Origin of the sequence: Aliivibrio sp. SR45-2, assembly GCF_963890165.1 — a bacterium.
Classification (GTDB): domain Bacteria; phylum Pseudomonadota; class Gammaproteobacteria; order Enterobacterales; family Vibrionaceae; genus Aliivibrio; species Aliivibrio salmonicida.
Genome location: NZ_CAWPRC010000156.1, coordinates 1 through 13,017 on the forward strand (window position 1 = coordinate 1; position 13,017 = coordinate 13,017).

Consider the following 13,017-nt stretch of genomic DNA (forward strand, 5'->3'; position numbering starts at 1 on the left):
CATCAATTACGCTTTCGAAAGCATTATCTCAACAATGTAGGGTTGAAATCATAACCCCTCACCCAACCGCAAAACAGATGGCTTACGCGATGTCATTGCCTCAAGATGCCGCCCCTGATAATGCGTTGGGGCAACTTTTTACACAACGTGCGGTTGTTCATTGCAAAGTAGATATGAATCCAAAAGGTGAAGTGAGTGAATAAAATGATAAGTTCAAAAATGTCCAAACAGGCAATGAAACCGGTTATCAATATCTTAGTTTTTATTACGGTAAGTATTATTGCTCTGGATGTTTTATGGCAGGAGTGGCCTTCTTTGGTGATAACAAGTATTAATATGCAACGAGATATTTATGCTGAATTAAGTGATCTTCTTTATGAAGCAAAGGCTGATAATGTAGCTTCAGGGGTCATGTTAATTGGCTTAAGTTTTTTATATGGGATGTTTCATTCATTAGGTCCCGGACATGGAAAGATGATCGTAACGACTTATCTGGTCACTCATCCAACAAAGGTGAACACCAGTTTACTTTTAACCTTATTATCCTCAGTGGTGCAGGCGCTTGTCGCGGTTACTTTAGTCTCTGTGCTTCTGGTTTTATTTAAAGCGTCAATGCATGAAGTCAATGCGCAAGCAGACCAATTCATTAGATTGAGTTTTTATATTGTGTTGATTCTTGGTGGCTTAATTGTGATTCGATCATTAAAGCAATTATGGCGTTCTTTGAACAACCCAAAAGAAGGGGGATTTAAAATAAAAGGGGCAGTGAGGATCAGGCCGTCTTCTTTATTGAACAATCAAAATATAAATAATACCGCGGTCTCTTCTTGTTCATGCGGTCATAAACATTTTGCTACTGCAGATGAAATGAACCGTGCTTCTTCTGTGAGAGAATACATCGGTATTATTATTAGCATCGGCATGCGGCCTTGTACTGGGGCTATAATGGTCTTACTTTTTGCTAATATGATTAATATTTATTGGCTTGGGGTGATAAGTGCTTTTGTTATGGCGATAGGCACTGCACTGACAACATCAACGATCGCTGTGATGACGATTACTGGAAAGAAAGTCGTGCAGCGTTATTTAAAAGTAGCGAGTAAAAGTGCATCACGTGTAACTCGGGCTCATTCACTGTTGCAGCTAAGTGGGGGGATTGTCTTAATGATTTTTGGATTGCTGTTACTTAACTCTCAAGTGCTTGGGATGTCGCCAATATTTAAGGTGTAATGGGAATAAAAGAGGCCGAATTATCAGCCTCTTTTATTGTGCCCACTTACTGTTTTATCGCGGTCACATTTTCATTGTTACACGTATTTTTATCTGTATTTTCAATGATGCTTTCTGCGTTTTGGGTTAAATCATCATAATGGCAAGATTGATCTCGTCCTCTTCCTTTTGCTTCATAAAGAGCAATATCAGCCAATTTAGTTAAGTCATCGGCTTGCAGGCCATTCGCAGGGTAAGTTGAGATACCAATAGAGACGCTTAACTTGCCAAGAGATAAATCTTTGATGGCTAGATGTAAATCACTGACTGATCGACATAAGCTGTTAGCAACCTTGATTGCCGCTTCAGCACTGGTATTGGGTAAGATAATCGCGAGTTCTTCGCCACCAAGACGACAAATCGTATCTTCTCCACGCATGGTACTAAGCAGTAAGGAACCAATGGTTTTCAGCACGTAATCACCAGCGTCATGCCCGTAATTATCATTAAATCGTTTAAAATGGTCTAAATCGAGCATTAATAACGACATTTCTTGTTTGTGTCGATTAGATCGCATCAATTCTTGATTAATGGTTTCTTCGTAATAACGGCGATTATATAGCCCTGTTAATGGGTCACTGATTGCTTGTTCTCGAAGCTTTTCTTGTAAGTTGAGATTAGCAAGTGCAAGGCCCAAATGTTCTGCGACTGTAAATGCCAGTTTTTGAGTTTTTTCTTCAATGTCTTTATTTGGACCAAGATAAAGATGCATCATTCCTATTGTATTACCATGAGCAATCAATGGGATACATAGGGTTTGATCAGTACCGGTGGCCGCCATATGTGAACAAGGAAGTGTGGTGTATTTATCATTAGCTAGGTGGAATTTGCCTTTTCGTAATGCCCAGCACTCTTCAGGAGCATAGGTTTTACTTCCTGGCCATGAGCCACCCCAATCCAATTTAACTAATAATTGATTGCGTGATGAGCGGATGAGAGAAACAACGCCATTTACGTCGCCTAAAATACGAGGAAGAATATCTTCAACCACCATTTGAGCTTCAGTAATTGAATTACAAGCAGCAAGCATGTTGGCAAGGCGATGAAGCAATTCAATTTCTTGCGTGCTCTGTTCGATGCGTTCTTCTTGTTGGTCTTGCTCATTCTTAACTTGCTGATGAATCAGTTTGTTACTTAACAAGGAAGAGCCAATAACCAATACAATGTTAATTCCCATCAAAACAATGAGAATATTCATTAACTCTTCAACCATGGCATCTATTCGAGTTAATGGTGTTGCCGCTCGAAGAATGTAAGTTTGCCCTTGGTATTCAAATGATTTCGCTGAATAGAGTAAATTTTTAAAGCGAGAGGTACTAAAACGAGTCGTTGTGCCGTACGAACCATCTTTGGCATCAATAACTTCTTGTCGATTTAAATGGTTTTCAAGTGCTAACACTGAGGCTAAAGAAATATCGCTATCCGCAATTGGAGTACCGTCTTCTTTTATTAGAGTAATGTGGTCTTCTTTTGCTACTTCAACTTGTGTTTTGAAATAGATATCGAGCTGAACAGGATCATCAAAAGAGATTTGGTCTTCATTAATTTCTTTGATGGTTCTTGTGATTTCATTTGATAATCCCCCTTCAACTTTCTTTTCTAGCCAATCCGAAAGTGTTGAATTAAAAACGAAAAGCCCAATAAACATAGAAATAACCATGCTAATTATCGGGAAGTATAGCCATTTTTTACTGATGGTATTTTTTTTCATTGGACTGCCAAAAATTAATCGTCTGTTGTTCTGTTTGATGTAAATGCAAGAGTATCTGATGCTCATTAAATTTAATAGTGTTATTTGTTAGTAACGTATTAGATAAATTGACATTATACTTTTGTAAAGCAAGATACAGACCAGAGTTTTAATTTTGGTAGTGGTTTAGCGTTGTTGATACTCGATATATTAATTTTGTTTAAATAATGGAAGGTAAATCGTAATTTTAGCACCGCCTAAATGTGATCTCGAAATGTTGAGTTTTCCGCGATAACTATGAATGACTTCTTGTACGATATTGAGACCGAGTCCTGTCCCTTTTACCGATTCATCCAGTCGTATACCTCTTTTTAGTACTTCTTTGAATTTATTTTCGGGAATACCAAGGCCATCATCTTCAATATTTATTTCAACAAAATCATCCACAATATTAGCCGTGATACGAATAATTGATGTCGCCCATTTGTACCCGTTTTCAAGTAGGTTTCCTAAAATTTCATCTAAATCCGTTTGTTCAACATTGACTAAAAGATCGTAGTCTATTTCGTTAATAACGAGAATAGAGTGTTGGCTGTACAGTTTATCAAAGGCAATAGACATGCTATCAATACGCTTAGAGGGAGAGCTATTGGCTGATAGAATGTGTTTTGAGCCAGCCATACGTGCTCGATTTAAGTGGTAATCAATATGATGTTGTAAGTCATATAACGCGGGCTCAAAGTGTTTCTTTTTTTCTTCTGGCAGTGTTTCTGTTTCATTTTTTAAAATGGACAATGGTGTTTTTAAAGCATGAGAAAGATTTCCTGCATGATGACGAGCACGATCTAATAATTCTTGATAGTGGAAAACGAGTGCATTGAGATCAGTCACGAGTGGTTGGATCTCGTTAGGGTAATATTGCTTTAAAGCGTTTTGTTCTCCATCACGAAGTTTTTGCAACTCGGTTTGCAGCTTAGATAAAGGCTTTAAAGACCATTTTACCTGAAAACTGATTAAGGTAAATACGCCAATAAATAAGAGGCTTAATAATAGCCATATTCGTTGCATTACCTGCTCAATGGTTGAAGACAGTGGGGCTTTATCAATGCCAACAATGATGGAGACCGGGCCTTTTACATCAAATAAAGAAATTGATTTTTTAATCGTGATCAGTTCTTCATTATTAGGTCCAAGGTAATGGTGTTTTTTTTCTTGTAAGGAACTGTCCCATAAAGAGCGAGATCGTAAGGTTTGCTTTTTACTTTCGGCATACCAATAGAGTCCACTGTAGGGACGCTTAAATCGAGGATCAGATAATTGACCGGACTGAACTAATTTTCCGTTACTGTCGACTTCTAAATTCGCAATGATTTCATCCATTGAATGACTGAGTGTCTTTTTTATATCTGTGGTTAAGTAGTCATTTATTAAATAAGGGATCAATAATCCAGCACTGACAAGCATCAGGCTTAACCATAAGGTAGTCGTTAACAATAAGCGATTTTTTAAACTTAAATGCTTGAAGTTACTTTTGTTATTCGGCATTAAGTTGGTACCCAAGTCCACGCACTGTTTTTATTACGGAAGGCGATAATTTTCTTCGAATTCGTCCAATAAACACTTCAATAGTATTTGAATCGCGATCAAAATCTTGTTTGTAGATATGTTCGACTAATTCCGTTCGAGAAATGACTTTTTCTTTGTTATGCATAAAGTAAGCAACAACTTTATATTCTAATGCGGTTAATTCGATAGTTTCACCACACCAAACAATTTTAGAAGAACACGTATCTAAGCTTAAATTACCGATTTTTAATACTGAAGAGGCACTGCCTGAAGCGCGGCGAAGTTGAACGCGTAAGCGGGCGATTAACTCTGGTAATTCAAAGGGTTTCGTTACGTAATCGTCAGCCCCTGCATTAAGGCCATCAATGCGTTGAGTTAACGTATCACGAGCACTTAAAATAATGACAGGAATATTGACTGATTCATCTCTTAAGCCTTTAAGTACCGTCAACCCATCCAATTTAGGTAAACCTAGATCGAGAACAATGGCATCCCAAGATTCTGACGTTGCACGGTATAATGCATCAATACCATCTTGAGAAAGCTCTGGTGTCCAGTTATTTGCTTCGAGAGCGTCAATAATTTGTTGACCTAAACGTTGGTCATCTTCAACAACTAAAATTTTCATATTATTATTTTATAACCTTTTGTAGATGACGGCCTTTAAGCTCTAGCATTTGAAGAGAAGACGCGTTGTATTCAACTTTTATGATCTGATTTTCGTAGATAAGTTTTAGTTCATAAGTCCATTCATCATCGTCTTCTTCTAACTCAACTTTTATGATTCTGCCATAAAGGTCTTGGTTTACTGTCTGATAAAGAGCAGAGAAAGGCTTAATAAGGCCTTGTTCTACAGCCATGATAATTTCATCACGGTCTTCATCAAACTCAATGGTTGTATTGAGAGGGAGGGTAATATCTTGAACTGCGGGAATTGCATGATCTTGAGCAAAGCTCAATGGCGATAAACACATTGAGAGGCTAAATATAAGTATAGCTAATGGCTGACGAGTAAACATAAATACGCACTCTAAAAATTAAACTACAGGCAGTATAAATTATTAAACATGAACGTAAAATGAATCCTGCAGGTAATCAGTGAGAGAAGGGATAAGAAATAGAATAATGTCTATCTCTTATTCGCAATTTTAAGAGGTGCGTTTTTTCTGAACATAACTAATAATAAATTTTGCAACGATTGGAAATAAACCAAGAAGAGCAAGAGAGCCGAGTATATTTGGTGATATTAACCCTGATAGTGAGGTTATTTCAGCTAATTGAGTTCCGGCATTTAAAAATACCATGGTTCCGGGCAGCATGCCTAATTGACTAAATAAGTAAAACCGAGCGGCGGTTAGTTTTGTTAATCCCATGACTAAATTAATAAGAAAGAATGGAAATATAGGAATTAAACGAAGAGTCAGTAAGTAAAAAGCGCCATCTTTTTCAATACCTTGATTGATGGAAATTAATTTGTCCCCAAATTTACGATCAACCCATTCTCTTAATAAATAACGGCTGCTTAGGAAGGCAATAGTAGCACCAATGGAACTGGCAAAAGAAACCAACAATAAGCTCCACCAAAAACCAAATAAGGCCGCACCAAGCAATGTGACTACTGCGGCGCCTGGTATTGATAATGCAGTGACGGTAATGTAACCAAAGAAATAAAGGGTGCTATAAAAGAAAAGGTTTTCTTGGATGTCACTTTGAAGGGCTTGATGGTATGCCTTAGCCTGCTCTAGAGTAAATAGATGACCAAAGTTAAAAAAGATAACAGCAAAGGCTGTAAGAAGAGTGATTAATAAGAGTAATTTTTTATTCATAATTCATTTCCTAGCCTTATGTTGTCTTTAATTTATACAGGTAAAGACAACATAAGAGTAGGGCGAATGTAAAATAAATGTAGGAAAATGTATTTAAAGTTGTTTTCTTAATTCATTTCTAATATCAGTAGAGATAACAGACCAGTGAGTACCTTTAATCGCTCCTTCAAGCGACCACAGTAATTCGTCACTAACAGAACTTGAATGAGTCTGTTGAATCGCTTTATAAGCGTTTACAGATCCCGTCTCCATTAGTTCTTTTACGGTCGTTATTCCTGCTTTTTTCAGCATTCTCTCTGTCGCTAATCTTAGATTGGGTAAATCCTTAATTCGAGAGGGACCTGCTGTTTTTTGTTTTTCTTTGTCTTTTTTAGCAACATCTAAAGCAACAACAGCTTGAATTAGGATTGAATCAGGTTCATCCCAACATTCAGGTGAAATAGCAAAATATTTAGTTACCACGGGGAAACCACGTTTTTTATAAACGTAAGGTTCAAAACCTTGGTCTTTAAATAAATTAATAGTGTTATCGCTTGCTCGCAAATGCAGTCTGTCCTGAACAACAAGTGCAAACATTGTGTCATCAATAAAAACACCAAAGCCGCCAAACATGGAGCGTGAAGTGATTTTTCCTAGAGAGGAAAGTAATCGAAGTGAATCTTTTAGTATTGGTTTATCCATTGCAATAATTCTCGGTTAGTAAGTCTATGTCACTAAACAACTGAGCCCGAGGAAATAGTAGCAAGTTCAAAACCACACATTGTTATTTCTAAGTAAAAATTAACAATGTGCAGATATAAATACCTGCCATCGGCAACCCCGCTACCTTATATAAATACGTAGGCCGGAAGCTTTGCGTCCTGAGCTTTCGCACAGTTTGCCCTGTTCGTGACAGTTAAGATGATATAGTAATCAATAAGATGAAATGTTGTCCACTTGTAAGTTATGTGACATTGGTTCAGAAAATAGGAATGATTTTCTGTTATGCCAGTTCAAGTTTTAAATAAATAAATATTTTTTCACTTGCATATTTATGATTAATGCATCACTCATTGTTACAACTTATGGACACTTTTCCGAGTTACCACTTCTGGATGCATTTCAAAAATGCGTCTTTCATGGTGCTTATCTTTAATTCGTTCCAACAATATTTCAACGGCTGTCTTACCAACGCGACGTTTAGGTTGGTGAATCGTCGTCAATGGTGGAGAGAAATATGCAGAAAGTTCAATATTATCGTAACCAATGATTGAGATATCTTCAGGTACACGTAAGCCAGTTTGTTGAATTTTGCTGATAGCCGCTAATGCCATAATGTCGTTAAAACAAAATAATGCAGTTGGTTTATCTTCCATCTGTAGCATTTTTTCAACAGATTTAGAGGCAGAAGAACACTCGAAATCACCTTCAAATATCCAATCTGGATTTGACGTTAAATTTGCTTCAGATAAAGCTCTGTAGAAACCATGAATTCGTTCTTTACAGGTTGCTTTATCAAGCTGACCGGTAACACAGCCAATTTTTGTGTGTCCATTTTCAATCAGGTGTTTTGTTGCTAAATAACCACCTTCTTCAGAATTATCAATAATTTTGTCGGTATGAGGGCTATCTGGACCCCAGTCCATGATTACCATTGGTAATTCTGTGTTTTTTTCAAGTTGTGCTAATAACTGTTCATTTAGATCAGAACACATAACTAATAAGCCATCGACACGTTTTTCTGCCAGCATACGAAGGTAGTGCTTTTGTTTATCTAGATCACCTTCGGTATTACACATAAATAATGTGTAACCTTGCTTGTAACAGTAGTTCTCAACACCGTGCATCATTTCGGCAAAAAATGGATTAAAAGACTGGGTAACTAGCATGCCGATAGTTCGAGTTGTGTTGCACTTTAAACTACGAGCAACGGCACTCGGTGCATAGTTTAGTTCTTCAACGGCTTCCCATACTCGTTTTTGAGTTGCTTCTGCAACAAATCGAGTTTTGTTAATTACATGAGAAACGGTGGTTGTCGAAACAGAAGCAAGTTTCGCAACGTCTTTAATGGTAGCCATATTAAAAGCCTTAATTTATTAAGGGGCTATTTATGTTCCAACAATAGTGTCAAAGTCTCTCTTTATTTTTTAATAAAGATTGTTGGAAGGTAAATAGGCCCTGTGAGTATATTACCAATAGTAGATTAGAGAATAATCTAGGTGGTATAAATGAAAAAAACCGCGATAAATGCGGTTTTCATTGATATTCAAATTTTATCGTTTGCGTTCACATTTTATCTATAAAGCGTAGCGCAAACAATTGCTGATTTAATAAATTTTAATAGTCGTTTTGATATATATCACACTATTGTTAACTTATCTTACCAGTTGTACATGCTTTTGTTATTCGCCCGCTAGGAATTTCACATCCAATTCTAAGAACGTAACAAGGAAGTGAGTAACGGTAGCATAGAAGCCAAATGTATCTCGTTCAGAACAAAGTTGGTTAAAACGTGGCGCCCAAGATAATAACTGCTCGTTAATAAATTGCAGTTGTGCGGCCATGAATTGCTCGAATTCTGGTTCCGTTGTTTGCTGATTCGTCATGACAATTAGATTGCCTAAGAAATCTAACTCAATAGCAATGTGATCTGCAGGTTCATTGAATTCAGCTTTTTGAGTGATGTTGTATTTTTCTAATAAATCACGCATATCTTGTGCCGGTTTCGCATTAAGAAGGCGTGATTTATCTAAATACATTGAAGCATAAGGAAGCGCACTGTTCTTATCAGAGCCTAAGAACGCTTCACAGAAGTCAGCCGATAGTTCAAGCTGTGCATCTTCGCGTGTTTGTAATTCATTCAATTTTGTTACAATCGAAGAAATAGAGTCGGTTAGCTCTGGAGTTTCAGAAAGGTTCGTTAAAAAGGTACGAATCTCAAAACTGTTATACTGCTCTAATTGCTCTTTAGTTAGCTCGTGTGCAAATAGGCTAGATAACCACCAATAAATTTCAGCACGTTGTTCATTAAATGCATTTAGTTCGTTCATGTAAAATAAGCTCCAAAAAATTGACTAAATAATTGTACGGCATAAGTGTGAAAAGGAATAGCACCTATCATTAACAGGGTGTATAAAGATATTAGCAAAGATTAATACGCGACAAGATTTGTTCTGAATCAAATAATATACAGAAATATCAATTGAGAATTGGCATTATTACAATATATGAATAGAATGTAATAAGAACCATCCTAATAACCATAAAAAAAAGAGAAAATTATGAGCTATCACATTTTAGTTGTTGAAGACGAAGTGGTAACTCGCTCTAAGCTTGTAGGCTATTTTGAAGCCGAGGGATATCAAGTGAGCGAGGCTGAAACGGGCGCAGAAATGCGAACTGTTTTGGCTGAACAAAAAGTTGATTTAATTATGCTTGATATAAACCTACCAGGAGAGGATGGTTTATTATTGGCGCGTGAATTACGCAGCCAGTCTAATATTGGTATTATTTTAGTTACAGGACGAACTGATAGTATTGACCGCATCGTAGGTTTAGAGATGGGTGCGGATGATTACGTAACAAAACCTGTGGAGTTACGTGAGCTTTTAGTCCGAGTTAAAAATCTATTTTGGCGTATGTCATTAGCAAATGAACCCGTAGAATTAGATGAATCAAATTTAATTCGTTTCGGGGAATGGACGTTTGATATTCAACGTCGTGCTTTATCGAACAATGGTGAGCCAGTTAAGTTAACGAAAGCCGAATATGAGCTATTAGTTGCTTTGTCGTCTTATCCGAACACGGTATTATCACGTGAACGTATTTTAAATATGATCAGCCACCGTGTTGATGCGCCAAATGACAGAACGATTGACGTTTTGATCAGGCGAATGCGTGCCAAAATGGAAGTGGATCCAAAAAATCCTCAAATATTTGTTACTGTTCATGGTGAAGGGTACATGTTTGCTGGTGATTGATTTTAGTTTAATCATCGATAAAAAAGATAATGTTAAAGCCGCTCTTATTTGAGCGGCTTTTTTTATACCTATAATGCAATCGTTATAATTAATCGTGAACTCATTGTAAATACTGATTTAATTGTTGTTATGTAGTAGGATTCGAAAAAAGTGCACATGCACTTTGTCTATTCATATAATAAAAATAGGTTCAGAATGAAACAATATTTTAAGATGGCAATAATTGCTACGGCATTGTCTAGTGTGGTTGGTTGTCAAAGTACGAATAATACGGAGACTTCGGTAGCTGTAGAAAAAAACAGATCCGTATCATCAGTATCAACATTTGATGTATTACAAAAACAATACACTTTAGACAAAGCAACGTTTGATTCTGTTGAGCAGTTTAGACTTTACTCTGAGCCAACTTACAACATAATGACCGAATCATGGAATGATGCTAAAGAGATTTATTTAGAGGTAGAAAAAGAACCAGGATTAATTAATGAAGAATATTCGATGTTTTCTTCTGGATCTTATGCCGCTAAATACAGCGAATACATAACGAAAGCAGATGCAGAGCTTGGTAAGCTTAAAGGGTATAAAGAGCAAGCCGATGTTGTTCTTTCCGATGCGATATCACAAATGGATTACATGACCTCTATTGATGTAAATGCTTATTATCCTGCTGAGTTTGCATCTCTAAATTCGCAATATAAAACGTTATTTATTACGGTGATTGAAGACGATATTGCAGAAGCTCAAACTGAGCAAGCTTCTTTTTTAACGAATGCAAAAGCGATTGAAATAGATACAACGTTAAAGATTTATGTTTATCCTCTTGAAAAAGAATTTAATCAACTCTCTCAAAAAGGGTTTAAAACCATCGCGCCTATTAGTTACGGCCAAGCGAAAGCCGAATTAGATAAAACTCAGAAAGCAGTTCAAGCGAATAACCGCGATGAAGCGCTAATTAGCAGTGCTGTAAATCGTACTGTTTTTCAATTAGATCATCTTAAAAATATGGCGGCTGAAGTAAAATTATTGCAGGCGGTTAAAAATGGTCAATTTGAACAGCCAGTATTAGAGTTTGAAAATAAATTATTATCAATATCTCAGGCGATTAACGGGAACGATTACCGCGATCAACCATTAAGAACTCAAACAACGTCTATTTTAGATTCGGTGCAGCAAATGCACGAAGCAAATAATACCGTTGTGTTAGAGAAGAAAATACAAGAACTCAGTGCACAAATTAAAAGCCAAGCGCTTACCATTGAGAACCAAACTGAAGACCGTTCTGGTGTGCAAAAACAAGTATTAGTACTAACGCAGCAATTAGAGCGTAACGATAATTTAATTAAAAACCTAAATGATGTGATTGCATCGTTTAAAGAGAAAGAACAAGCGACTGAAAAAGTGGCCGAAGAGAAGGCGGAGCTTCCTGTTGTTGAGTCTGAAAAAACGGCGATTATTGCCGATGAAGTGAAGGCGAAAAGTACGGAAGAGGCGGTAGTGGTTCCTGTCGTAACAAAGCCAAAAACTCAAGAAGCAGCAGTTAAAGCCCCTGTCGCTGTGAAAACAGTAAATGAAGAGACAACGAATGAAGGCGTGATTGTTTCTGAATAAGTGGTTAAATAATCATTAGTCATTATAATTAAGCGTTCTAAACTACCGTCTAGAGCGCTTTTTTTATTTATTTTTTAAAGTTTCTGATACACTCCGGCTGTTCATTTTTTTGAGGTACACCATGACATCACCAGAACCTAAACTAACTCGTTTAAACAAATACATTAGTGATACGGGTTATTGCTCACGAAGAGAAGCTGATAAATTGATTGATCAGCAGCGAATTACTATTAATGGCAACGTTCCTGAAATGGGTACAAAAGTAGCTGAAGGTGATGATGTTCTGGTTGATGGAAAACCATTGAAAGCAAAGCAAGAACGTATCTATATTGCATTCAATAAGCCAGTCGGTATTACTTGTACAAGCGAGCGTCATGTCGAAGGTAATATTATTGATTATATTAACCACGAACAGCGTATTTTCCCTATTGGTCGATTGGATAAGCCGTCTGATGGTTTGATTTTCTTAACCAGTGATGGAGATATCGTTAATAAGATTCTTCGTGCGGGTAATGCGCATGAAAAAGAATATGTCGTTCGTGTTGATAAACCTATTACTGATGATTTTCTAGCACAAATGGCGGCGGGTGTTCCTATTTTAGATACCGTAACGCTACCTTGTCAGGTTAAACAAGAATCACGCTTTGTTTTCCGAATTACGTTAACGCAGGGTTTAAATCGTCAAATTCGTCGTATGTGTGAATACTTAGATTATGAAGTGTTTAAACTTAAACGCGTTCGAATTATGAATATTGACTTAGGCACACTTGCGTCTGGTGAATGGCGTTATTTAACGGCTTCAGAGATGGAACAAATCAATAATATGATTGGTACATCAAGTAAGACAGAAGAAGCGTCACGTAAAGTGAAAGAAGTTGATGGGAAAATTAGAACCATCAAAAAGGCAAGTTCTGGACGTAATCATCATTCGAATAATACATTTAGTCAAAAACGCCGTGAAGAATCGAAAGATCGTGGTTTTGGTAAATCGTACTCTCAACGAAGAGATGAGGGTAGAGATCAAGATAAACCGCAGTCTACTATTAAAGTATGGCGAGCAAAATAAGTTTGCTTTCATGATCTTAGAGTGAATAATGTA

General features: G+C 36.9%; 13 protein-coding genes and 1 riboswitch. Of the genes, 5 read left to right on the top strand and 8 right to left on the bottom strand.

The window, feature by feature from the left end; translation table 11 throughout:
- On the top strand, positions 1-203 hold a 203-nt coding region (locus AACV33_RS11345; protein WP_182700229.1), incomplete at its 5' end, for a DUF1007 family protein.
- A 1-nt stretch (position 204) separates the two neighbouring features.
- The gene (locus AACV33_RS11350; RefSeq protein WP_182700242.1) at positions 205-1,230 is read left to right on the top strand and encodes a nickel/cobalt transporter; all 1,026 of its coding nucleotides are present in this window, start codon (positions 205-207) and stop codon (positions 1,228-1,230) included.
- Between the two features lie 46 nt (positions 1,231-1,276).
- Here the strand turns inward: AACV33_RS11350 and AACV33_RS11355 are convergent, their stop codons facing one another.
- The 8 genes from AACV33_RS11355 to torD form a co-directional block, all read right to left on the bottom strand.
- The gene (locus AACV33_RS11355) at positions 1,277-2,980 is read right to left on the bottom strand and encodes a sensor domain-containing diguanylate cyclase (protein ID WP_023603506.1); all 1,704 of its coding nucleotides are present in this window, start codon (positions 2,978-2,980) and stop codon (positions 1,277-1,279) included.
- Positions 2,981-3,169: 189 nt separating this feature from the next.
- On the bottom strand, positions 3,170-4,504 hold the full coding sequence (locus AACV33_RS11360; RefSeq protein ID WP_017020997.1) for an ATP-binding protein: 1,335 nt from the start codon (positions 4,502-4,504) through the stop codon (positions 3,170-3,172).
- On the bottom strand, positions 4,494-5,153 hold the full coding sequence (locus AACV33_RS11365; RefSeq protein WP_182700230.1) for a response regulator transcription factor: 660 nt from the start codon (positions 5,151-5,153) through the stop codon (positions 4,494-4,496). Before AACV33_RS11365 ends, AACV33_RS11360 begins: the two co-directional genes overlap by 11 nt.
- A gap of 4 nt (positions 5,154-5,157) precedes the next feature.
- Positions 5,158-5,544: a PepSY domain-containing protein gene (locus AACV33_RS11370; RefSeq protein WP_017020995.1), complete on the bottom strand. Its 387-nt coding sequence runs from the start codon at positions 5,542-5,544 to the stop codon at positions 5,158-5,160.
- 129 nt (positions 5,545-5,673) lie between these two features.
- Positions 5,674-6,351 (bottom strand): TVP38/TMEM64 family protein, encoded by a 678-nt coding sequence (locus AACV33_RS11375; protein WP_065612076.1) that lies wholly within the window; start codon positions 6,349-6,351, stop codon positions 5,674-5,676.
- A 93-nt stretch (positions 6,352-6,444) separates the two neighbouring features.
- Positions 6,445-7,032: a TfoX/Sxy family DNA transformation protein gene (locus AACV33_RS11380; RefSeq protein ID WP_017020993.1), complete on the bottom strand. Its 588-nt coding sequence runs from the start codon at positions 7,030-7,032 to the stop codon at positions 6,445-6,447.
- Positions 7,033-7,160: 128 nt separating this feature from the next.
- Positions 7,161-7,243, bottom strand: a riboswitch (cyclic di-GMP riboswitch).
- A gap of 163 nt (positions 7,244-7,406) precedes the next feature.
- Positions 7,407-8,408 carry an HTH-type transcriptional repressor PurR gene (gene purR / locus AACV33_RS11385; RefSeq protein WP_012550543.1) on the bottom strand — a complete coding sequence of 334 codons (1,002 nt, stop codon included), beginning with the start codon at positions 8,406-8,408 and terminating at the stop codon, positions 7,407-7,409.
- A 324-nt stretch (positions 8,409-8,732) separates the two neighbouring features.
- Positions 8,733-9,380 carry a molecular chaperone TorD gene (gene torD, locus AACV33_RS11390; protein WP_182700231.1) on the bottom strand — a complete coding sequence of 216 codons (648 nt, stop codon included), beginning with the start codon at positions 9,378-9,380 and terminating at the stop codon, positions 8,733-8,735.
- Positions 9,381-9,611: 231 nt separating this feature from the next.
- Between torD and torR the strand changes: the two genes are divergently transcribed.
- From torR to rluF, 3 genes are all read left to right on the top strand, one after another.
- The gene (torR, locus tag AACV33_RS11395; RefSeq protein ID WP_017020992.1) at positions 9,612-10,310 is read left to right on the top strand and encodes a two-component system response regulator TorR; all 699 of its coding nucleotides are present in this window, start codon (positions 9,612-9,614) and stop codon (positions 10,308-10,310) included.
- A gap of 195 nt (positions 10,311-10,505) precedes the next feature.
- Positions 10,506-11,918, top strand: a complete 1,413-nt coding sequence (locus tag AACV33_RS11400; protein ID WP_182700232.1) for a hypothetical protein — start codon at positions 10,506-10,508, stop codon at positions 11,916-11,918.
- A gap of 121 nt (positions 11,919-12,039) precedes the next feature.
- Positions 12,040-12,984: a 23S rRNA pseudouridine(2604) synthase RluF gene (rluF, locus tag AACV33_RS11405; protein WP_182700233.1), complete on the top strand. Its 945-nt coding sequence runs from the start codon at positions 12,040-12,042 to the stop codon at positions 12,982-12,984.
- The last annotated feature ends 33 nt before the right edge of the window (positions 12,985-13,017 follow it).

Excerpts from the sequence above, each read along its gene's own strand:
- AACV33_RS11350 (WP_182700242.1), top strand. The coding sequence starts at position 205 with ATGATAAGTTCAAAAATGTCCAAACAGGCAATGAAACCGGTTATCAAT.
- AACV33_RS11355 (WP_023603506.1), bottom strand. The coding sequence starts at position 2,980 with ATGAAAAAAAATACCATCAGTAAAAAATGGCTATACTTCCCGATAATT.
- AACV33_RS11360 (WP_017020997.1), bottom strand. The coding sequence starts at position 4,504 with ATGCCGAATAACAAAAGTAACTTCAAGCATTTAAGTTTAAAAAATCGC.
- AACV33_RS11365 (WP_182700230.1), bottom strand. The coding sequence starts at position 5,153 with ATGAAAATTTTAGTTGTTGAAGATGACCAACGTTTAGGTCAACAAATT.
- AACV33_RS11370 (WP_017020995.1), bottom strand. The coding sequence starts at position 5,544 with ATGTTTACTCGTCAGCCATTAGCTATACTTATATTTAGCCTCTCAATG.
- AACV33_RS11375 (WP_065612076.1), bottom strand. The coding sequence starts at position 6,351 with ATGAATAAAAAATTACTCTTATTAATCACTCTTCTTACAGCCTTTGCT.
- AACV33_RS11380 (WP_017020993.1), bottom strand. The coding sequence starts at position 7,032 with ATGGATAAACCAATACTAAAAGATTCACTTCGATTACTTTCCTCTCTA.
- purR (WP_012550543.1), bottom strand. The coding sequence starts at position 8,408 with ATGGCTACCATTAAAGACGTTGCGAAACTTGCTTCTGTTTCGACAACC.
- torD (WP_182700231.1), bottom strand. The coding sequence starts at position 9,380 with ATGAACGAACTAAATGCATTTAATGAACAACGTGCTGAAATTTATTGG.
- torR (WP_017020992.1), top strand. The coding sequence starts at position 9,612 with ATGAGCTATCACATTTTAGTTGTTGAAGACGAAGTGGTAACTCGCTCT.
- AACV33_RS11400 (WP_182700232.1), top strand. The coding sequence starts at position 10,506 with ATGAAACAATATTTTAAGATGGCAATAATTGCTACGGCATTGTCTAGT.
- rluF (WP_182700233.1), top strand. The coding sequence starts at position 12,040 with ATGACATCACCAGAACCTAAACTAACTCGTTTAAACAAATACATTAGT.